General features: G+C 66.4%; 19 protein-coding genes. 9 read left to right on the forward strand and 10 right to left on the reverse strand.

The window, feature by feature from the left end; genetic code table 11:
- Positions 1–388 precede the first annotated feature (388 nt).
- On the forward strand, positions 389–670 hold the full coding sequence (locus tag OXM57_11105; GenBank protein ID MDE0353224.1) for a hypothetical protein: 282 nt from the start codon (positions 389–391) through the stop codon (positions 668–670).
- Positions 671–895: a type II toxin-antitoxin system HicA family toxin gene (locus OXM57_11110; protein ID MDE0353225.1), complete on the forward strand. Its 225-nt coding sequence runs from the start codon at positions 671–673 to the stop codon at positions 893–895. It abuts the gene before it with no gap.
- 113 nt (positions 896–1,008) lie between these two features.
- On the opposite strand, the gene OXM57_11115 is transcribed toward OXM57_11110, so the two are convergent.
- Entirely contained in the window at positions 1,009–2,013 is a 1,005-nt protein-coding gene (locus OXM57_11115) for a C-terminal binding protein (GenBank protein MDE0353226.1), read from the reverse strand.
- Between the two features lie 140 nt (positions 2,014–2,153).
- On the opposite strand from OXM57_11115, the gene OXM57_11120 reads away from it, so the two are divergent.
- From OXM57_11120 to OXM57_11135, 4 genes are read left to right on the forward strand one after another with little or no spacing between them, the layout of a single operon-like run.
- Positions 2,154–3,095 carry a hypothetical protein gene (locus OXM57_11120; protein MDE0353227.1) on the forward strand — a complete coding sequence of 314 codons (942 nt, stop codon included), beginning with the start codon at positions 2,154–2,156 and terminating at the stop codon, positions 3,093–3,095.
- A gap of 26 nt (positions 3,096–3,121) precedes the next feature.
- The gene (locus OXM57_11125) at positions 3,122–4,558 is read left to right on the forward strand and encodes an amidohydrolase family protein (protein ID MDE0353228.1); all 1,437 of its coding nucleotides are present in this window, start codon (positions 3,122–3,124) and stop codon (positions 4,556–4,558) included.
- Positions 4,555–6,009, forward strand: a complete 1,455-nt coding sequence (locus OXM57_11130; GenBank protein MDE0353229.1) for an amidohydrolase family protein — start codon at positions 4,555–4,557, stop codon at positions 6,007–6,009. The genes OXM57_11125 and OXM57_11130 overlap by 4 nt, the downstream gene beginning before the upstream one ends.
- Before the next feature lie 5 nt (positions 6,010–6,014).
- Positions 6,015–7,562, forward strand: a complete 1,548-nt coding sequence (locus OXM57_11135; GenBank protein MDE0353230.1) for an NAD(P)/FAD-dependent oxidoreductase — start codon at positions 6,015–6,017, stop codon at positions 7,560–7,562.
- On the opposite strand, the gene OXM57_11140 is transcribed toward OXM57_11135, so the two are convergent.
- The 5 genes from OXM57_11140 to OXM57_11160 form a co-directional block, all read right to left on the reverse strand.
- Entirely contained in the window at positions 7,559–9,106 is a 1,548-nt protein-coding gene (locus tag OXM57_11140) for an ABC transporter substrate-binding protein (GenBank protein MDE0353231.1), read from the reverse strand. The genes OXM57_11135 and OXM57_11140 overlap by 4 nt on opposite strands.
- Positions 9,107–9,255: 149 nt before the next feature.
- A complete protein-coding gene (locus OXM57_11145) occupies positions 9,256–10,647 on the reverse strand; it encodes a hypothetical protein (protein ID MDE0353232.1) in 1,392 nt (463 codons plus the stop codon).
- Positions 10,648–10,677: 30 nt separating this feature from the next.
- Positions 10,678–11,604, reverse strand: coding sequence for a TIGR03619 family F420-dependent LLM class oxidoreductase (locus OXM57_11150; protein ID MDE0353233.1), 927 nt, complete (start codon positions 11,602–11,604; stop codon positions 10,678–10,680).
- A gap of 37 nt (positions 11,605–11,641) precedes the next feature.
- Complete coding sequence (locus tag OXM57_11155) at positions 11,642–12,166, reverse strand: GNAT family N-acetyltransferase (GenBank protein MDE0353234.1); 525 nt, start codon at positions 12,164–12,166, stop codon at positions 11,642–11,644.
- Between the two features lie 27 nt (positions 12,167–12,193).
- Positions 12,194–13,417, reverse strand: coding sequence for an aminomethyltransferase family protein (locus tag OXM57_11160; protein MDE0353235.1), 1,224 nt, complete (start codon positions 13,415–13,417; stop codon positions 12,194–12,196).
- Positions 13,418–13,916: 499 nt separating this feature from the next.
- Between OXM57_11160 and OXM57_11165 the strand changes: the two genes are divergently transcribed.
- The 3 genes from OXM57_11165 (at position 13,917) to OXM57_11175 (ending at position 16,257) form a co-directional block, all read left to right on the forward strand.
- A complete protein-coding gene (locus tag OXM57_11165; protein ID MDE0353236.1) occupies positions 13,917–14,786 on the forward strand; it encodes an enoyl-CoA hydratase/isomerase family protein in 870 nt (289 codons plus the stop codon).
- A 63-nt stretch (positions 14,787–14,849) separates the two neighbouring features.
- Positions 14,850–15,287: a VOC family protein gene (locus tag OXM57_11170; GenBank protein ID MDE0353237.1), complete on the forward strand. Its 438-nt coding sequence runs from the start codon at positions 14,850–14,852 to the stop codon at positions 15,285–15,287.
- A gap of 67 nt (positions 15,288–15,354) precedes the next feature.
- Positions 15,355–16,257 (forward strand): amidohydrolase family protein, encoded by a 903-nt coding sequence (locus tag OXM57_11175; protein ID MDE0353238.1) that lies wholly within the window; start codon positions 15,355–15,357, stop codon positions 16,255–16,257.
- Positions 16,258–16,332: 75 nt separating this feature from the next.
- On the opposite strand, the gene OXM57_11180 is transcribed toward OXM57_11175, so the two are convergent.
- From OXM57_11180 to OXM57_11195, 4 genes are all read right to left on the reverse strand, one after another.
- On the reverse strand, positions 16,333–17,646 hold the full coding sequence (locus OXM57_11180; GenBank protein MDE0353239.1) for a glycine/betaine/sarcosine/D-proline family reductase selenoprotein B: 1,314 nt from the start codon (positions 17,644–17,646) through the stop codon (positions 16,333–16,335).
- Between the two features lie 10 nt (positions 17,647–17,656).
- Positions 17,657–18,991, reverse strand: coding sequence for a hypothetical protein (locus tag OXM57_11185; GenBank protein ID MDE0353240.1), 1,335 nt, complete (start codon positions 18,989–18,991; stop codon positions 17,657–17,659).
- A gap of 58 nt (positions 18,992–19,049) precedes the next feature.
- Entirely contained in the window at positions 19,050–20,015 is a 966-nt protein-coding gene (locus tag OXM57_11190; GenBank protein MDE0353241.1) for a 3-keto-5-aminohexanoate cleavage protein, read from the reverse strand.
- 147 nt (positions 20,016–20,162) lie between these two features.
- Complete coding sequence (locus tag OXM57_11195; protein MDE0353242.1) at positions 20,163–21,593, reverse strand: amidohydrolase family protein; 1,431 nt, start codon at positions 21,591–21,593, stop codon at positions 20,163–20,165.
- Between the last annotated feature and the right edge of the window lies 1 nt (position 21,594).

A 21,594-nucleotide genomic window follows, 5' to 3' on the forward strand; every position in this document is an offset into this window, starting at 1 on the left:
CCCGGGGTGGGGAACTTCGACGATCAACTCCGGGGAATCTCACTGATCGCCATCATCGAGGACCTTGCGACGGTCAAACTCTTCTAGATGGGCTGACGCGCCCACTGTCTCCCCTCCGGCTGGGTAGAGTGCGAGATAGCCGAGCCTAGCGCCCCACCCTTCCTTTCCGACCTGGTTCGTTTGGGTCGCACCTCCGAGGGCCGGGCCTGCCGAGGGGATCAGCTAAGCTAGCTCCGGTCATGGTGACACCCAGAGTGACACTGGCCAAGGCGGAAATGTGGGCTGACCTGGGCTAATACAGCTACCAGGGGTCAGGGGTTCAAATCCCCTCAGCTCCACCGTAAGGTTCCACGAAGTCGGCCGATCACGCCCTAGGAGGAGCCACCGAATGTCCGAGGTCAAGGAGCAGGTCCTGGTACGTGGGAGGTCCGAAGCCGACGTGCTGCCATGGGCCAGAGCAGCGGTGGAGCAAGCCTGCGACCTTGAGCGCATCAACGATCCAGTCGGGTATATCGCAAGATTGCATAATGTGCTCGGCCCCTGGGCGTTCGGTGAGACGGCTGAGTCTGCTCGATCAGAACTCGCATCGGTCCTGATCGGCTGGGCATTGCTGAAGCTGGAGGACGGTGATGGCGACATACCCGTGATGGGTGGTATCTCGCTCTACTAGATGGGTCGTAGACTCGGGCCAGTTTCGAGGCGCAATCTCGTCAAGAGGTTGCGCTCATTCGGGTGGGAAGGTCCAAGGTCGCGGGCGGGCCACTCGTACATGTCAAAGAACGGGCGCAAGCTGACGATTCCGAACGATCACGGTACGGATATACGCCCCGCTCTGGTTGCCGAGATCCTCAGGCAGGCGGGTATTGCCAGGTCTGACTGGCTGTCGCGTAGGTAGCCGCCACCGGACGTTGCGGAATGTTCGGACAGGATCAAACTGTCCCTGGCGTTGTCCGACGTATCAGAAGTAGGAGCCACTGCCGGAAGAAGTAGCTGCTCCGCTCCCGGTTCCTACGAATCGAGCCACGAGAAGCGTGGCTCTGCCTGTGCGTTGATCGTGTGGTCGGGGAGCTTCCCTCGTAGTGCCTGGATCGCTGCGCCGGCCATCTTTCTGCTCAGCTCGCGGCCCGACTGCTCCGAGTACCACGCGGCGTGCGGCGTGACGACCAGGTTATCCAGCCCCAGAAGCGGGCTGCGTATGTCGAACGGTTCTGTGGCCATGACGTCGAGGGCCGCCCCGGCCAGGTGCCCGGAGTGGAGGGCCTCGTAGAGCGCTCGCTCCTCGATCAGGGCGCCGCGAGACACGTTGATGAGCCGGGCTCCGGGTTTCATCAGCCGGATCGAGTCAGCGTTGATCACGTTCTCCGTCTCCGGGGTCTGATGGGTGTGCAGCGACACGAAGCCCGAAGAGCCGAGAAGCTGGGCCAGGCTCTCCGCCGGTGTCACCGAGGAGTCTTCCATTTCGGAGGGGTTCACGTACGGGTCGAAAGCCATGACCGCGAGCCCGATGCCTCGTGCCTTGTCCGCGAGCCGGCGAGCGATACGGCCGAATCCGTAGAGACCGAGCCGGCATCCCCGAATGCGCGTGAGCCTGCCTCCGCCCAGATGGTCCCACTCGCCGCGGCGGCTGCTCGCATCCAGAGGGAGAAGGCCTCTGGCCAGGGCCAGAAGCAGCGCGAGGGCGTGATCAGACACCTCCTCGACGCAGTAGTCCGGCACGTTGGCGACCGCAATGCCGCGCTCGGTGGCGAGCTCCAGATCGACGTGCTCGTGGCCGACGCCGCCGAGGATCAGAGCGCGGCACTTCGAGGCAGCGTCCAGGGTCACCTCGGTGATCGGGCTCGTGTGGACGAGTCCGGCGTCGGCGTCGCGCAAGGCTGCGGCCGCCTCTTCCTCGCTCACGCAAACGGCTGTCAGGAGGGTGGCGCCCGCCGCCTCGAGCAGGTCGCGCTCGATCGACCAGTCCCGAGAAGGCGTTTCGGGACCATCAACGCCCACTACGAGCCAGTCCGTCATGGCGGGCCTTCCATATCGTTCTCCTGCCCCAGAACGCGACCGAGCGAGCCCGAAACGCAGGCGTGCGGGTCCGGTTGACGCGCTGACCCGGGGCCGTTTACTGTCGCGGTGTCAGCTAGCAACACAGTAGGGGAGGGGTCATGTCGGACCCGGGAAGCGTGATGACCGTTCTGGGGCCCATACCAGCAGACCAACTCGGCTACGTGCTTCCCCATGAGCATCCCTATTGCCAGCTGCGCCAGGCGTCGTACCGCTACGACTTCCCCGACCAGTTCGACGACGACCGGGTGGTCACGGCCGAGGTGGCGGCGTTCGGAGAACTGGGCGGAACCACCCTCGTCGACCTGACTGTACCGGACATCGGCAGGTCGCCGGAGCGCCTGCGTACGCTTTCGGAGAACACGGGCGTCCAGATCGTGATGGGCTGCGGATGGTATCGGGGCAATTACTACCGGCCCGAGGATGTCATCGAGAGACGTACCGTCGGCTCGCTCGCCGACCAGCTCATCGGAGAGATCACCGACGGAGTTGATGGGACCGGCATCAAGCCCGGAGTGATCGGCGAGATCGGTGTTGAGAAGACCTGGGTGGCTCCGGTGGAGGAGCGGGTGCTGCGAGCGGCGGCGCGGGCCCACAAGGAGACCGGACTCGCCCTGGGCGCGATCCACGCCATCGGCCCGGTTGCACCCGACATCCTGACGATCTTCGAGGAGGAGGACGTCGACATGTCGCGGGTGGCGGTCGGCCATTGCGACTCCTATCCCCACATGGAATTCCTCGAAGGCCTCATCGCGCGAGGGGCCCTCGTCATGTTCGACAACTGCGGACAGTACGGTGCTCTGAAGACCTTCGAGGAGCACATCATGAACACCGTGAAGGAGTTGGTCGACAGGGGGCATGAGGACTACATCCTGCTCTCCCACGACACCTGCAAGTTCCCCCAGTTCAAGATCCACGGCGGTCCTGGTTTCGTATACATCTCCGAGACGGTCATCCCGGTGCTGCGCGAGCTTGGTATCACGGAAGAGACGATCAACAAGATCATCCGGGACAACCCCCGCCGCTGGCTCGTCGGGTCGTAGGCGGCAGGCGGGCGGAGGGAGAGGCCGTGGAGCCGGAGCAGGTCGATCTCCTGCTGCGTCACGGGCACATCCTGACGATCGACCCGCAGCGACGTATCCTCACCGACGGCTCCATCGCCATTCGCGGAGACCGGATCGTCGCAGTAGGGCCGGACCGGGATGTGGCCGCTGCCTACACGGCTCCGATCGTGAAGGATCTGCGCGGCGGGCTGGTCCATCCCGGCCTCATCGACGCACATGCTCATGCCGGCGCAATGGAGGCGATCCGCGGGTTCACTCCGAAGGACACTGCGAACTGGGAGGTCGTGGAGCACGCTCTCTGGCCCGTGCGGTCACCCGAGTCCGAATACCTGGGCACCTTGCTGGACGCCATGGAGATGGTGATCAACGGGACGACCCTCTATTCGGACACGGGGGGCTCGAAGTGGCTCGATGAGACCGTCCGGGCCCTGGAGACGGTCGGCCTCCGCGGGCTTCCGGGCTATTCGATCCTCGACGGATACCTGGCAGTGGACGAGGAGGAGCTAGCCGATCCCCGCTTCGGCTCGATGCCTCCGTCGGAGATCGAGGCGCTCTCGACCCCGACGGACGAGGCGCTGGTGCTGCTGCGTGAGCAACTCGAGGCCTACCCCTTCGCCGGCGGGGGCCGGGTGCGTTGCGCCATCACCTTGTTCGGCTCCGGGAGGATCACCGATCGGCTCTACGGCGAATGCATGGAACTGGCCGAGGAGTACCAGGTCCCGATCATCATGCACCAGTCGTGGGGCCCCGAAGAGGTCACGGGGTCACTGCGCGTCCATGGAAAGCGACCGATCGAGCACCTCGCAGACCTCGGCATGCTCGGGCCCGGCCTCACCCTGGTACACATGATTCACCTGGACGAGAAAGAGGTGGAGCTCATCATCGACTCGGGGAGCGCCGTGGTGCATTGTCCGGCGGCGTCCGTGCGCAGAGGCATGGGCGCCCTGCGAGTGGGAAAACATCCGGAAATGGTTGCCGCCGGTGTGCCGGTAGGTCTCGGCTCGGACGGATACAGCGGGAAGCGCGATGTGCTGCGCCAGGCCTACCTGGCCGCAGTCGGGTTTCGCGAGACCCGAGACGACATTCCGGTCCTGACCGGCGAGACGGTCCTCGAGATGGCGACGATCCACGGCGCGGCGGCGCTCGGGATGAGCGACGAGGTCGGATCGATCGAGCCCGGCAAGCGTGCCGACATCGTCATTCACACGGTGGACCGGCCCGAAGCTCACCCACGGTTCCAGGACCCCGTCGACAACCTGGTCTTCTACCGGCAGTCGGCAACCGTCGACACGGTGTACATCGACGGCGAGGCCGTCCTCGAAGACGGCAGCTTCACCCGCTTCGATCCGGCCGCCGCCTATGAGTCAATCGATGCGTTCGCGGCCGAGTTCGAGGCCATGGTCGGGCCCTCTCGCTTTGCGAGCTGGCCCATCGTGACATGACCGCTGCCCGCGAGGAGCATCCGGCCACGGGTGTGGACACCGTGCTGAGGCACGGTCACATCATCACCATGGATCCCCATCGCCGCATCCTGCTGGATGGTTCGATCGCGATCGGCGACGGCCGGATCGTCGACATCGGACCGGATGATGAGGTTACGGTGCCCGATGGTGCGGCGGAACGGGACCTCAAGGGTGCCCTCGTTCACCCCGGATTCGTCGATGCCCACGTCCACGTCAACAGCCAGGAATTGATCCGCGGGTTCGCACCCAAGGACACCGCCGACTGGAGCGATCTGGAGCTGGCCCTGTGGGACGCGCAGTCACCGGAGATGGACCATTTCGGCACTCTCATCTCGTCCATGGAGATGGTCGCCAACGGCACGACCATGTTCGCCGATACCGGGAGCGCATTCTGGCTGGAAGACGAGGTGCGCGCCCTCGAGATGGTCGGTATCCGGGGCTTCCCCGGCCACTTTCTCATCGACGGCAACCTCGAGATCGATGCCGACGAGCTCCAGGACCCGCGGTTCGGCTCGATGCCGCAGTCGGAGATCGACATCCTCGGCGTGACCACAGATGTGGCGTTCGAACGACTGCAGCGCCAGATCGAGGATCACCCTTTCCACAGCGAGCGCCGGGTGAGGGGCGTCGTCAACATGTTCGGCAGCGGACGGAACACGGACGATCTGCTGGTCCGCGCCAGGGAGCTGGCGAACGAGCACCGGGTGCCCATGATCATGCATCAGTCCTGGGGACCCGAGGAGGTCAGCGCCTCGCTCGACGAGCACGGAAAGCGGCCCCTCGAACACCTCGCCGACCTCGGAATCCTCGGACCGCGGCTCACTCTCGTCCACATGATCCACCTCGACGAGCGCGAGCTGGAACTCACGATCGAGTCGGGTACCCACGTGGTCCACTGCCCCACGGCCTCGGTGCGCCGGGGTATGGGAGCCCTGCGGATGGGCCGTTTCCCGGAGATGGTGCGCGCCGGTCTGACGGTCGCACTCGGGTCCGATGGAGTGAGCGCACGGCGCGACGTAGGGCGGCAGATGTATCTCGCCGCGGTCGGATTCCGCGAGGTCCGGAACGAGATCCCGGTGTTCACGGGGGAAACGATCCTCGAGATGGCAACACTGCACGGTGCGGCGGCTGTGGGCATGGCGGACGAGATCGGGTCGCTGGAAGTCGGCAAGCGCGCCGACATCGTGATCCACTCCCTGGATCGGCCCGAGGCGCACCCCAGATTCCAGGATCCCGTCGACAGCCTGGTGTTTTACCGGCAATCCCGCACGGTGGACACGGTCATCATCGACGGGGAAGCCGTCTACGACGGGGGTCGCTTCACCCGCTTCGACGCGGCGGAGGCGTATCGCCGGATCGATGCAGTCGCTTCCCGCTTCGAGAACGAAGTGGGTCCGGGGAGCTTCACCACCTGGCCGATCGTCGGCTGACGCCCGTGAGGGGCTCGACGAGGACCGGCACCGATGTCGTCATCGTGGGTGCCGGGCACAACGGGTTGGTGGCGGCGTTCTACCTGGCCCGTGCCGGACTCCGGGTGCGGGTTCTCGAAGCGCGCAGCCTGGTGGGCGGCGCCGTGGCCACGGAAGAACTCATTGACGGGTTTCGCTTCTCCACGTGCGCGTTCCGGCTGTGGGGCCTGCAACGACCGGTGATCCGGGACATGTGCCTCGCCGGACGTGTCACCGTCCGCAAGCCGGAGCCGGCCGTGCTGCGGCTCTATCCCGACGGCCGCGCCCTCAAGCAGTGGAGCGACCAGCGCCGCACCGCCGCCGAACTCGAGTCCTTCTCGCCCGGGTCGTCGGCTCGCCTGGCGGACTGGTCGGCATTGTGGGAGTTGGCGGGTGCGCTCTACGAGCCGTTCGTGTTGCGTGAACCTCCATCCGAATCGGAGTTGCGTGCTCGATCCGTCCTTCTGGGCCATCCCGACCTGTACGACACCCTCCGGACGGCGGACATGGCATCGCTGGTGCGGGGTCACTTTGCCGACGAGGCCGTGCAGGGGGCCTACATCGCGGCGCCTGCCGATCCGCGGCAGCCGGGGTCACCCCTCGAGATCGCTTGGGCCTCGGTTCCACTGGAGCCGGATTGGGCGGGGCTTCCGGTCGGCGGCATGGGCGCCCTCGCTTCGGCGATGGCCGAGGCGGCAGCCGGGGCAGGCGCGGAGATCACGACCGATACCCCGGTGAGACGTGTCCTGGTGGGCGATCAGGGAGCGGCCGGGGTCGAGTTGGGGGACGGGAGCCGTCTCGATGCCGGCATCGTGGTGTCCAACCTGAGTCCGCGGGCGACCTACACGCGGCTCGTCGACCCCGGTGTGTTGCACCCGTCGTTTCTCAGCAGGGTGGAGGGGATCTCGAGCACGATCGGCTACCTCAAGCTGCATGCGGCCCTTCGGGAGCCGATGGACCTCTCACGCTACCTGGGTCCCGACCATGATCCGGCGGCGGGGTCCTACATGAGGATCACCCGGTCGATCGACCACTACATCTCGGCATGGGAGGACTGCGCCGCCGGCCGGCCGGCGAGGGACCCCGTCATCCAATTGGGAACGCACACCGTGCTCGACCCGGCCAGCGCGCCGCCGGGGGGCCACGCGGTATCGGCCCTCGTCCTGTACGCACCACCGGTTCCCGAGAACGGAACGTGGAGCGATCTCCGCACCTCCGTCGCGGAAGACCTGATCGACCGGATCACCGAGTACGTGCCCAACTTCCGCAGGGCGCTCGTGGACTACGTCCTCTTCACGCCGGCCGACCTGGAGCAGAGGCTGGGCATGCCGGACGGGGACATCCATCACGGTGATCATCTCCCCGGCCAGTTCTTCACCGGACGACCGTTCCCGGACTCGGGTGGATGGCGGAGTCCGATCGCCGGGCTGTACCTGTGCGGCGCCGGTACGCATCCCGGCGGCGAGGTGACCGGGGCGCCCGGCTACAACTGCGCGGCGGCGATCCTGGCCGATCGGAACGAAGGGGCTCGCTAGCCGGCCCCGTCCTTGGTCCATCGCCACGATCCCGGGATAGTCCCGGGCAGCCACGACATGCCCAGTTCGGTGAAGTCTCCGCCGACGCCCTCGTCCAGGGCCAGGACCCGGTTCTCGTGCCACAGCGCCGCCCACGGCAGATCGTGGGTCAGCACCTCGGCATAGCGGTGATATACGGCGGCTCGCTCCTCAGGATCGGCGGCCGCCCGGCCGCGTAGCAGCAGCTCGTCGGCTTCCGCGCTGACATAGCGCGCGCCGTTGGATCCCTTCGGCGGCATCGACGACGAGTGGAAGTAGATCGCGGTGAAGTCCGGATCGGGACCGGAGGCGCCGCAGCAGGTATACACGTCGAACCGGGAGTTCTCGTAGTCGCCGACGTACTCCACTATCGGCTTGATGTTGAGCACGAGGTCTATGCCGATGTCGGCGAGGTACCGCTGGACCTCCCCGAGGAATGGGGCATTGTGACGAGCCGGGATGGCGCCCGGGCCCGTGACCAGATCGACTCTGAAACCATCGGCGAACCCGGCTTCGGCGAGCAGTGCCCTGGCGCCCTCCGGGTCGTACGGGTATTGCGAGTCAAGGCGGTGGTTCACCGCCCACTCGGGCATGATGAGCGGCGAGCCGATCACCTCGCCCATTCCCTTGTACACGTCGCGGACGATGGCCTCGCGGTCGATGGCGCGGACCACCGCCTCGCGCACCCTCCGGTCGCCCAGCGCCGGATGGCTGTGGTTGAAGATGATCGTCCGCCATTCGCATGTCCGGAACGCCTCGACCCTGGCGCCTGGACGCTCTCTCACACGGTCGGCATCGAGCGCGTCGATGAACATGACGTCGATGTCCCCGGCGGCGAACGCCACGAGTGCCTCCTCGTCGTCGAGCCTCCGGAGCACGAGGCCGTCGAGATTCGGACTCCCGCCCCAGTAAGCATCGTTGGCGACGAATACGGCATCCCCCCCGGGCTCGAACGAGGAGATCCGGAAGGGCCCGGTTCCGACGGGTGACCGGAGCGACCACTCCGTGTCCTCGACCCGTTCGTCCGTTGCTACGTCCTCGAGGATGTGCTTCGGGACGATCGGGAATGCCATCGTCGCGAGGAAACCGAAGTGCGGTTCGGCGAGTTCCATGACGACCGTATAGTCGTCGACCACGCTGATGCCCTCGACCGTCGCGGCGTCTCCCGCGGCGTACGCCTCGGCGCCCTTGATCGGGAGCGCCAAGGACTGGTACCTGCTCGTCGATCTGGGATCGACGAGCATCGTGTACGTGAAAGCGACGTCCTCCGCGCTGAAGGGTGCGCCGTCGTGCCAGGTCACATCCCGGCGAAGGTGAAAGGTGTACCGGCGCCCGTCGGCCGACACTTCCCAGCTCTCGGCGAGCTGGGGACCGACGTGAGCTTCTCCGTCGAGGTTGACAAGCTGGTCGAAGATGAACCAGATGGGGAACCAGCTCGGCATCGACAGGTTGGAGAAGGGGTTGAAGGACGGCGGACTACCGGGCCAGTGGAGCACCAACTCGGAGCGGGGGCCATTGGTGGGCATGGATTCTCTCTTTCTGGCGTGAGGGCGGTTTTCGGGTCGTGGTCAGCTAGGAGGGTACTGAAAAATGTCCCGTTGGCCCGATAGCCGGAAACGAAACCCCAGGTCAAGACGGCGCGGGCCAACCTGTCCCCGTCTTTTTCAGCACGCTCCTAGGCGGGCGAGGCCGGCACGGGCATCAGCCGGGCAGGCAGGCGGAACCGCCTCGTGACGTCCTGGAGCACCTCTCGCTCGGTGATGAGCTCGGTCTTGGAGCCCGAGACCAGCACGGTTGCCGGGCGGGGCATCGAGTTGAACTGCAGGCTCTTGCTCTCGCAGTAGGCGCCGGTGTCCAGGAACGCCACTACATCGCCACGCTCCACGTGGGGAAGCTGGACGTTGAGGGCCAGGTTGCCGAACCAGCACAGCGGATCCCCCAGGTTGACCGTCTCGGTGGGTGTCTCGTTGACCCGATCCGTCACGACCGGGTGGTAGTAGAAGCCGCCCGACAGGATGTTGAGCAGGTGGTTCTCGCTCGCATCGAGTCCGATCCAGGTCTGGCCCACGTCGGAGAACGACTTCCTCATGCCGACACGGGAAACGAGGATGCCTATGTCGGACGAGATCCCGCGTCCGGGCTCGACCATCAGCCGGGGCTCACCGAGATCATGGGCGTCGAGCCCCTCGCGGAAGTGCGTCGTCATCACCTCGGCGAACTCCTCTGCGGTCGGAGAGCCGCGGTCGAATCCCATAGGCCCGTGACCTTCCGGCCTCCCCCACGCGAAGCCGCCGCCGAAATCGAAGTACTCGGGCACCCATCCGAACCGGTCCTTGAGCCCTCCGGCGGCCTCCATCTGGTCCTTGACGACCGCCTCGTGGACCCGCAGGTCGGGCGCCCAGCGACCGACGTGGTGATGGAACCCGACAAGCTCGACTTCGGGGGCACAGAGAGCTTGCTCGCACACCGTCTCGAGATCGTCGAGGGCGATCCCGAACTTGTTGATCTCGCGAACCCCCGGCCCGATCTTGATCCCGGGCGGCCAGTCCGCCTCCATGTCGTCGAGGTCGTGCAACAACAACCTCGTCCGCATCCCGATGCGCGCTCTCATCCCGACGTCGTGAGCCACCCGGATCACGTCATCGAGCTCGTCGGGGGCATCGAGATGGATGGCGGCGCCGGCCTCGACGGCCATCCGGATTTCCTGATCCTGCTTGTTGAAGCCGTTGAGAACGACTTGATCGGGATCGGTACCGGCGAGCAGCGTCAGGTACAACTCACCGGGGCCGAAAGCGTCTCCTCCCGCTCCGGCCAGGGTGAAGATGCGCCTCACGGTGAGGTTGTTGTTGGCCTTGGTGGCGAAGAGGATCTCGGACCGGGGATACCGCGACGCGAACGCATCGTGCCACTTCTTGACGTTGGCGTGGATCTGGTTCTCCGAGATGACGTAGAGGGGGGTTCCAAACCTGTCGGCGAGTTCGGTGGCGTCCACGTCCTCGACCTGGAGCCGGCCCGATGTGTTGACCCCTATGTTCTCGTTGAAGGAACGAACGAAATCCCGAGCCATCGGTCCCCTCCTCCTCTCAGCCGTGCCGACTCACGAGCGTAGTCGGGCACCTGGAAGGACGTCCCGGGCTATGAGCTCGAGCTGGGCGATCAACTCCTCGCGGGTGTGAGCCACCACGTGGATGACGAAATGCGTCACGAACTCGGCAAGCCCCCGAAGCTCGGCAACGATCTGCTCCGGCGATCCCGCCACCATCCGCGCTCCCAGCCAGGTCTCCTCGGGATCGGGTGGCGTCTCCGTGACGAGAACGGGGATCCCCAGCGCAATCTCAGGCTTCCCCCGACGTCCCGCCCCCTGCCAACTCGTCTGCAAATGGTCGACGAGGGCGACGAGCTCAGCCTCGGAGAGAACCGTCGTGGGGTGCCAGCCCTGTCCCAATTCGACCGCCCGCCGGATGGCGCGGCGGCTGTTACCGCCGATGAGGATGGGCGGATGGGGATCCTGGACCGGCGTCGGCGCGAAGCGAATCTCCCCGAACCTTGCCGAACGGCCCTCGTCGCGGCGCGTCCACAGGCTGACAAAGGTGTCCAGTGCCTCATCCGTTACCGCACCGCGGGATGCAAAATCGGCGCCGAGCGTGTGGAATTCCTCCTCGAGCCACCCCGACCCCACTCCGAGGATCAGCCGCCCGCCTGACAACGCATCGATGGTGGCGAGCATCTTGGCCGCGACGACGGGGTTGCGGTAGGGCACCACCATGACGGTCGTGCCCAGCCGGACCCTCTCGGTAACCGCTGCCAGGTGGGCGAGTACCACCAACTGCTCGTAGACGTCTTCGCCGAACACGTAGACGCCCGAGGCGGGGATGACGATGTGGTCGATCGCCCAGATCGAATCGAACCCGACCTCGTCCGCCAGCCGGGCAACGGCGACTATGGATTCCGGTTGGGCGAGGGCCCCGCTGGACGGCACCACGACCCCGAAACGAGGTGCCTGAGATGCCGGTCGATCATCCATCGGTTCGAACCCTAGCCCCGGTGGCTCCCGGGCTCTGTTACCAGACGAAGCCCGGACGCCACTCGCAGCTGATCGGATCATCGAGGTCGACAGCGACCCCGGCCGCGACGCGCCAGATGTGGATGCACCCGTCGTCGGTTCGAGTCCTCCTCGGACCAGAACCCGTCCGCACGAAGGTGGGGCCGCGCCAGCGCTCCCACCCGAGGTGCTCGTAGAAGGTGGGCAGCTCCGAATGTAGGGCTCCGAGCTCGTACGTGTCCTCGATGTGACGCTGGGCCGCGGTGAGAACGCTCCGGGCCAGGCCCTTGCGCCGATCGCGATACCGCGTGCCGACCGCTTCGACGTACCCGGTGCTGATCTCACGGTCCCGAACCGCAAGGAGGCGAGGAACGACCGAGGCATGGGAGATTGGGACGCCGTCTTCCTCAATGAAGAAGTGCACTCCTCCGATTGCCTGGCCCCAGAGCGCATCCGTGAACCTGCCCTCGAATGCCCCGTCGAGGAGCTTCCTGATCCTGGTCGCTTCCGACCGGGTCAGTTCCTCAGTGCTTCTCGAGTTCACGGCGCGCACGCCAGTCCTTCCGCGGATTCAGGCGCGCCGGTGTGGCCGGAAGGGCAGGCGGACGACCTCGGCGGCGATCTCAACCGTCTGACCGGCAGCCGACCACAGCACGGTGTGCTGCGCTCCCAGGCTTGCCGATTCCCTGTCGATGTGGCCGAGACCGATGAGCATCCCGACTGTCGGTCCCCAGGTGACGCTGGTGGCGTATCCCACCCGCCGGCCCGAGTCGATCACGGGGAGGGGCATGTCGTGCACCCGGGGAAACATCTGCACGAACTCGCCCCGCTCGAGCTGGTACTCCAGCATCGCCCGCCAGTCGATACTGAGCCCCACCATCCGTCGAGGCGCGCCCCCGGCGGCCTGCTCGTCCAGAAGGGCTTGCCGTCCTACGAAGTCCGGTTTGTCGAAGTCGATGAACCGACCCAATCGAAGCTCGAACGGGGAGCATTCGCGCATCTGGGTAGGGTCGTCGACAGGCGGGGTCGGATCGGGACCGGCCCCCATGTAGTCGGCCCCGATGATCAGCAGGCCGGCCTCCACCCGAGCGATGTCGATCGCGTACTCCCCGGCGGGGCGGAGGCCGTATTCCTCCCCTGCCTCGACCAGGGCGTCCCACATCGGGCAGGCGCCCTCCGGCGACACCCATAGCTCGTAGCCGACCTCGCCCGTGAAGCCCTGCCGGCTCACATCGACGCTCGCTCCGCCTATTTCGGTCTTCGCCATCCGGGAGAACCCCAGGGAGGACCAGTCCTGGCCGGTTGCACGCTCCAGAACCTTGGTCGACTCGGGTCCCTGTAAGGCGAGGATGCCGATCGACGGGCTGATGTCCTCGACCTCGACGTCGAGCCCCGCGGCGTTCATCGTGAACCATTGTTCTTGGGGCCCGGCTACGAACACGTAGTCCTCTTCGCCGAAGCGGAAGACGAGGCCATCCGCCACCATCTTCCCTTCATCGTTGCACCACGGCGAGTAGAGGACCTGGCCCACCTTCTGCGCGACGGCGTTCCTGGGGAGGATCCGGTCCGCCACCCGGGGAGCATCGGGGCCGCTGATGCGGGTCTTCGACAGGGGAGACATCTCGTTGAGGGTGGCGGCCGTTCGCATCGCCGCCAGCTCCTCCCTGAAGTCGGTATAGATGTCGGGCACGATGTACGGGGGCCAGGGGAACCAGGAAGATGGCTCGACGGCTGCTGCCGTCCGCTTGTGGAATGGCGTCCCGACGAACCCCTCGACACCCAGATCTTCCAACATGCGGTCTGCTCCCCGGTGCGATGGCGGCGAGTGTACAACCGGCCGGGCGTATTCCTCGTGCCCTGAATCCTGGACCCGGTCTTGCTGACCAGGCGCCACCGGACCCCCTACCGGTACGAGGGTTCCCGGTACCGCCGGCTGAACGCCCGTGCGTACAAGGGGGTTGAACATGTCACACACCCGCCGCATACTGTCCGGCAGTCACAAGCACTACCGGTTTCTTACTCTTCGACGTCGAGGGAACCGGAACGGATCAATTCGGAAGCGGACCCGTCGGGGGATGGCGGAACGCGCCCGGACCGAAGGAGGTGGTGGCTGGGGGATGGGCCCGCCGGGTAGGCCGCGTGTTCGCGATTTTCGCGTTCTTGCGGCTCGGGGACACTAGCTGGGCTGCTGATAGTGTGAGGAACATCGAATAGCCGCCTGTCCTGCATGTACCGCGGGCCGCTTCATCTGCTCCCGTAGACATGCCAAGCATCGTGGTAAGGCGGGTCTCACGATGGAGGGCGCCGAGTTGGATTACGAGTTCGTCAGGTTCAGCCGGGACGATGCAGTGGCCACGATCACCCTGGACCGTCCGGATGCGATGAACGCGCTTTCGCACGGGCTCGAGCGGGAACTCCATCACGCGCTCGACGAGGCCGAGGCCGACCCGGCCACGAGGGCGATCGTCCTGACCGGAGCCGGACGGGCGTTCTCCGCAGGCTATGACTTCGACGAGGATGTTTCGGGCGGCGACGCCACCACTGCCGCCACGTTGCGCCGATGGCTCGATACCAACCAGAGAAGCGTCGAGGGCTTCATGCATGTGATGGAACTCTCGACGCCGGTGATCGCCGCGGTAAACGGATGGTGCCTGGGCGGAGGTTTCTGGTACGCGTTGTGCTCGGACATCACGATCGCCTCCGAGGACGCGACGTTCGGCCAGCCGGAGGTCCGGGGGATTTCTAGTTCGTCCATCCTGTTCGCCGTGCTGGCCGGCTGGAAGAACGCCCACCGCTACACGCTCACCGGCGACCACTTCGACGCCGCGGAGGCGCTGCGGATGGGGGTGGTGAACGAGGTGGTGCCGGCTGACCGGCTGCTGGAGCGGTCCCACGCCCTGGCCGCCAGGATCGCCACGGTGCCGCGCGACTCGGTGCGCCTCAACAAGGCGATCACCACCTATGGGTTGGAGGCGATGGGACTGCGGAACGCCCACAACGTGATGGCGTTCCTGGCGACCATTGCCCACGCTTCCGGCGATTCGCCCGAGGTCCGGCACCTCAACGAGGCATATCGCCGGGGTGGGATCAGGGCGTTCCTCGACGCTCGCGACGGTCCGTTCCAACCCGAACCCGGCGGGCCGCGGTCTCGCAGAGACGGGTGATCCGGTCACCCTGTCCACCCGCGGTCTAGCATCACGTGCGTCACCACGATCGAAGGGCGCGCCGTGATCACCAGCTTCAACCACTCGGGCATCGTGGTCCGGGATCTCGACGAGATGTTGCGGTTCTACACGGAGGATCTCGGTCTCACCGTCCTCGAACGCTACGAGATGGAGGCAGGACCCGAAGGTGATCACGCCGGAATACCGGGAGCGCGCCGTACGGAGGTCTTCCTCGGTCTCGGGGATGACGGCCACATGCTCGAACTCATCGAGTACCTGGAACCTCTCTCGAGCGACGGCCACGTCGAGCTGAACAAGCTGGGAGCGACCCACGTCTGTTTCCTGGTGGACGACCTGGACAGGGCCCACGAGGAACTGGTGGGCAAAGGCGTCACCTTCGTTACGAAGCCGATCTTCTCGAAGACCCCGGATGGCGACGATTGGGGCGTGGTCTACTTCCAGGATCCGGAGGGCAACTGGCTCGAGTTCATCCAGCTCTAGGCGAGTCCACTCGGGTTCCAGAGGTAGATTGATCGGCGGACCGGCCGGAGGCACAGGAGAGGGATAGATGGTCACGGTTGACTGCCACCTTCATTTGACGGAGACGCCCAGCCAGGTGCCCGACTGGTGGATGACCGAGATGTACCGCCCCTACGGGGGCGTCTTCGGCTCGACCGACGGGGCCTGGATGGTCGATCTGCTGGATCGATCCGGTGTCGACGTGGGTCTGGTGCAGGGCGCCGACATCCGCCGCACGACCTGGCACCCGGACTTTCCTGAGGAACATGAGGTGTTCGTTCCCAACGACTACACCGCCGAGCAGGTGGCAATGTTCCCGGATCGGCTCAAGGGGGTCGTCTGCGTGGATCCGATCCGCGATGTCGGGGCTGCGCTGGAGGAGATCGACCGTTGTGTCCTGGAACTGGACTTCCGCGCCGTCAAGCTCGTGGCGGCCTACCAGCACTACTCGCCCAACGACCGCCGGCTCGACCCCGTCTACGAGCGATGCATCGAACTGGATGTCCCGGTGCACATCTTCACGGGTTGGACGCCGACCATCACCGCCAAGCTGGAACACGCCGATCCGGTGCTCATCGACGAGGTCGGCCGCCGCTACCGGGATCTGAAACTCATCGTGGCCCTCGGTGTGCCGTGGATAGATCAGTGCATGCTCATGGTCGCGAAACATCCGAACTTCTACGCCGATATGTACCACTATTCGGAAATGGGACCGGAACCCCTCTACGGGGCGCTGGAGACGTTCCGGTCGCTGTCCGCCCTCGACCGGGTGTTGTACGGGTCCAACAACAGCGACAAGGTGCGCGTGGGTCGGGAGGAGTCAACCGTCCCGGACGTGTACCGGAGCGTCAACGAGGTGGCCCAACGACGGGGCGCCGCTCCGTTCTCGGACGAGGAGATGGCGGCGATCCTGGGTGGTTCGGCCGCCGGCATCTACAAGATCGGCGTCTAGACCGTTCGACAGCGACGGCCTGTACCTTCCTGCCGCCCCTGCCAACCGGACGCCGCGGTTCGCGCCTGTGTGGTCCTAGGACACTGCCGGGACGTCGAAGACGGTGGGCTCCGAGACCTCGGCCTCGAGGGCCGAGATGGCGGTCTCCACGACCCGGCGGCGATACTCCATCTCGTCGGCCGCGTCCAGCTCCGGATCGCCGAAGGGATGGGTGACTGCCTTGCCCTGGACGATCCGGAGAACGCCCACGGACTCGGCCAAGGGGACCAGCGCCGTGACCAGCGCCGCTGGAACGCCCTGGTTCTCGATCGACTTGGCGAGCGTAGACCCGCTACGCGTCCCCGTCCCTCAGGTCGAACCCACGATCGCGGCCTGAACCCCGTCCGCGATCAGGGCGCGTCCCATCTCGGCGCCGATGCGGGTCATGTCGCGCAGGGTGCCCATGTTGCCCGTGGTGCTCAGTAGCTCGGGATGGAGGCTGAGCCGGCCCGCCTGCTCCATGAACCGGGCGGCGTCGAGCGGTACCTGGCGGTCGGGGTCCTGGTTGGCGAAGCTCGTGTCGATACCGCCATGCACCGATTCGAACTCGCCCTCGGCGAAGCCTTCCCGGTCCTGGATCGGGTATCTCATCCAGTCGGTCGCCCATCCCGACGGCAGCCGGTCGGGGTTGCCAGCCGGAACAATCCCTGCCTCGGTCACCAGCGCCAACCGGAAGGGGGCGCCGCTCGCGATCGGCTCGGAGGCTTCCGCGGGCTCGTAACTGGGAAGCGGCCACTCCGTTACGAAGGGCTCCCCGCGCATCTTCGTGAGCAGCATGTCGATCGCCCGGGTAGAACCCCGCACGTCTTCGAACTTGTTGCGGCGGAGCCCCTTGGTAAGGACGCCCTCGTCCGCGGCGCTGCCGAGTGCTTCACCCCGTCCCAGCCTGGACGCCAGTTGCGCGAGGCGTTCGAGGGCGGTGGTCATGCCGGCGGCTGTCTCGGCGGTGGCGAGGATCGGGACCCATGCGCGGTACTCGGCGGCGCCCGGGCTCTCAGGATGGAGTCCGGTAAGCGCCGGCACGCCGAGGTGTTCGATCACCGCCGAACAAACCGCGCCGCAGGCCAGGCCGTACCGCCCGGATCCGAACGCCGGTCCGGCCACCACGACATCGGGATCGAACCCGGAGATCAACCCGATCACCTCGTCCACCGCGCCACTCCCGCCTTGCGCCATGTAGTTGTCGCCGCCGATGACGGTCCCGACGATCCGGTCCTCGCCTTCCAGGAAGCGGGTCAGACCCCGGCCGCTTCCCACCGGACCCGGTTCGGAGACCGGTCCCATGCCCGCCTGGTCCTCGCCGCCCAGCCCCCCGAAGAACTGGTTGAGATAGTGGACGATTCTCGCCATCGGTTACCTCTCAGTACTCCTCGCCGCGGATACGTGTCCCACCGAACTGGTGGGTGCTGGCCATGACGATGGCCAGCGGCGCCTCGAACGCGCCGGACGGGTCTTCTTCGATCCGGATCAGTGCGTCACCGCCGATCACCCGCTCCACGGGCTCGAAGCGAACGGCCTCCTCGTAGTTTCCGGTGCTCACGATGGCATCGGCTTCCGGTACGAAGTGGACGAAGCCGGACTCGCCCGGGTTGGCCGCCATCTCCATCGACAGCATCGTCGTGGTCACTCCCCGCCGCTCCAGGTTCCTGCATATCATCATGGCGTCGACGGCGGGATGCCCGCCGCCGGCGTAGTTGATCAATGCCCCTTCGGCTCCCATCATGATCGCCAGGTTGGCCGCATGGTTGGCGAGGCGCTCCTTGGCGGCGCGGGTGTCTCCGTTGGTGAAGAGGACCACCCCCCGGAAATCGATGTCCTTGCCGTGGCGGCCGTAGAGGTCCTCGATGATGGCGTGGTTCTGCACGGTGTAGGTGAGTTCCCGCATGCAGGCGATGGCGTTCCAGCCGCACACCAGCGCCCCGTCGAGCAGCTCGTTCGGATGGATCGGCGTGGGCAGGTGGGCGGCGCCGCCGATGGCCCCGGCCCCGGGAGCGATCTCGCCATGCAGGAACGGGATGGCCAGCTGGTACAGGTACACGACCGCCGGTAGCCCGTTGACCGGCGAGGGGGCCAGGTCGTAGGTGTCCACCCGGTCGGGTCTCTTCCCGAGGGTTGTCTCGGCCAGGTACCGGGCCGCCTTGAGGCCAGCGAGTCGGACCGCCTTGTTGTATTCGACCGCCTCCGGCGTTCCCTCGAAGACGTTGGTGGGACGGTCCTCGCTCTCGAGCAGTGCGGCGGTCGGCTCACAGGAGACCACCACGTTGATCAGTTCCGAGAGGGGCGAGTATCCGGCTGTGGATCCGGCCATGTCGAAGACGGCTTCCCGCCAGTAGCGCGGTTCGCCCGGTACCGGAAGGGCGGTCTCCACGACCGCCACCCCTTTCAGGGCGTGGGCGGTTCCCGTGCCGACCAGCCGCGGCACGGTCAGGAGACCCGAGAAGTCCGTGCCGGGAGGGTCCACCTTGATCCTCGGCTCCACCGCGTCGATCGCGTTGATCACCCTGACCGATTCCCCGGGCCGGATGATCTCCACCGAAACGGCGGCAAGATCGGGATCCGCGGACAGCTGCTCTTCCAACTCTCCGATGTTGATGGTGAGGATGCCGTCGGAGAAAGTGGTCTCAGCGCCGGCCCGGACATCGGACACGTCGAATGACCCGACGTCCAGGATCTGGCGGCGCGGGCCGGAACTCATGCCGGCGTCCTCCCGCGCCTCGCGGCGGGCTCGGGACGCTCCCGCCGAGGTCCGGGCTTCATGCGACCTGCGGGAGGCCCAGCATCCGGCGGGCCTGGGCGGGGGTGGCGATCTCGCGGTTCATGTCTTCGGCGATCCTGCGAATACGGCTCACCAGTTGAGCGTTGCCGGTGGCCTTCTCGCCCCGCCGGTAGTAGATGTTGTCCTCGAGACCAACCCGCACATGGCCTCCGAGCAGGATTCCCAGGACGTTCATCGGGATCTGGAACGGCCCGGTACCGATCACCGAGTAGAGCGCTCCGGCCGGGAGTTCGTTGATGAGCGACATGAGGTTGGCGGGGGTCGGGAACGACGCGGTCTGGGCGCCCAGGACGAACTGCACCATGTAGGGGGGTGTCACGTTCTCGTTGTAGATCAGATCGCGCAGCACCCAGTACTGCCCGGGGTCGTAGATCTCCAACTCCGGCTTCATCCCGCGCTCGGCGATTACCGACGCATAGTGGTTCAGCTCACCGTAGGTCGTGCCGCTGCACATGTCGTACTCGACCGGCCCGCGGGGATGCGGAAGGTGGGGAGGCCGCTCCGGCATGGTGAATTGCGACACGAACGGGCCCAGGTTGAGGGTGGCCACGTCCGGGGCCGGGTCGGCGTACAGCGGCGAGTACCGTTCCTCCGTGGTCAGGGTGGGCCCGCCGCCGGTGCTGTTGTTGATGATCACATCCGGGCATAGCTCCCGGATCATCCCGTTCACCTTCCCGTAGTCGGCGGGGTTGCCGGTGCACTGGCTCCAGTCGTCGGGATCCCGCACGTGCACGTGTATCTGTGACGCGCCGGCTTCGTATGCCCTCCGGGCTTCCTCCGCCTGCTCCTCCGGAGTCTCCGGAAGAGCCGGATTCGACTCCTTGCCATGGCCGCCGCCGCTGATGGCCGCGGTGATGATCAGGGGCGGCAGCGCACTCCTAGCCGTCTTCTGCATCCAGAGGTACGGGTCGCGAAAGTCCCAAGTCGCTTCGATTTCGCCCATCGGTGTTCCTTTCGAGACGGTTATCACCCCCAGGCGGCGCCTCGTCGTGGTACCGAGGAATCACCGTACGCGGCCCGGATCACATAGAACATAACGGTTCCGGCCGATCGGGCGTAGCCCGTCTCCCGGAGTGCCGGATCCCGGGAGTCAAGCCCCGCCTTGCGGCGCCGCCGTTCGCCACGGTTCGAGCAGCGGGGTGAGCCCGGCACGGGCTACGAGATCCGCGGCTCGAGCGTTCGCTTCCTCGACGACGGCCGCTTCGTCCACCATCGTGCAGCTGCCGTTCTCGAAGATGACATCGCCGCCGACGATCGTGTGGGTCACGTCGGCGGGGCCGGTCGAGTAGACGACGGAAGCCACCGTGCGGTGGAGCGGTGAGTGGTGGGGAGCGGACTGATCCACGATCACCAGGTCCGCGAGCTTGCCCGGCGCGATGACACCGGCATCGATGCCCATGTACTCGGCGCCGGCGCGGGTGGCGAGTTCGATCGCTTCCTCACCGTTCGACTCCGTGGGGTTCTGGGAATGGACGCGCTGGAGGAGGACCGCCTGCTTCATGCAGGCGAACATGTCCAGCCGGTGCCCGCTGCCCCCGTCCAGACCGAGAGCAACGGTTGTGCCGGCGCCGCGCAGGTCGCGGAGACGCATCACTCCCAGGGCGATGTACTGATGGGAGATCGGGCAGTAGGCGATACCGGTTCGTGAGTCCCCGACGAGTTCGACCTCGCGGTCGTCGAGGAAGATCCCGTGGGCCAGGGTGGCGCCCCGGCCCAAGAGCCCCCGCTCAGCCAGCCACAGCACCGGCCTGCGGTCGTACTCCTCGAGATAGAAGACCGGGTCGTTCGCCGCCTCCGAGCAGTGCGAGTGCCAGCCGATCCCTTTCTCGTGTGCCAGACCGACCGCATCGACCACGAGATCCTGGCTGACGTAGATGATGTTGAGGGGCGCCGGCCAGACGCCCACCCGGGCGCCGGCCGGGCGGGCCTCGATACAGGCCCGGGTGATGTCGATCTCCTCCTGGTTGGAGTAGCGGAACAACTCGCCCGCCAGGCCGTGTTTGGCCGCCATCCCGGTCAGCTCGCCGGTCATGCCCCTGGCGACCGCCCCTCGCAGCCCGACCGCCTCGATGGCGTCCGCCACGGCGAGGGTGGATGCGAAGTCGGTGGGGGCGTAATGGTTGTCGAGCACAGTGGTGACACCGGAGCGAGCGGCCTCCACCGCTCCGAGCTGAGCGCCGATCCTGGCCTCATCGATGGAGATGGCGGTGGTGACCGGCCACATGAAGTCCGACAGCCACGGCCACAGTTCCAGGCCTTCTCCGAGACCCCGCGTCAGGTACTGGAACAGGTGCTGGTGAGTGTCCACGAGCCCGGGCAGGACCGCCCCGCCCGTGGTGTCGATGACCCGGCTCGCCTGGTAGTGGCTCAGGTCACGGGCGGTGCCCACCGCTACGATCCGGTCCCCGGTTATGGCCACCGCTCCCGGGTCGATCAACCGGCGCCGGTCGTCCACGGTGACCACCGCCCCTCCGGTGACCAGCAGGTCGCAGGTGACGTGCTCCGAGGTCGGATCCCCCATG

The sequence above is a fragment of the bacterium genome (assembly GCA_028820935.1).
Taxonomy (GTDB): Bacteria; Actinomycetota; Acidimicrobiia; order Spongiisociales; family Spongiisociaceae; genus Spongiisocius.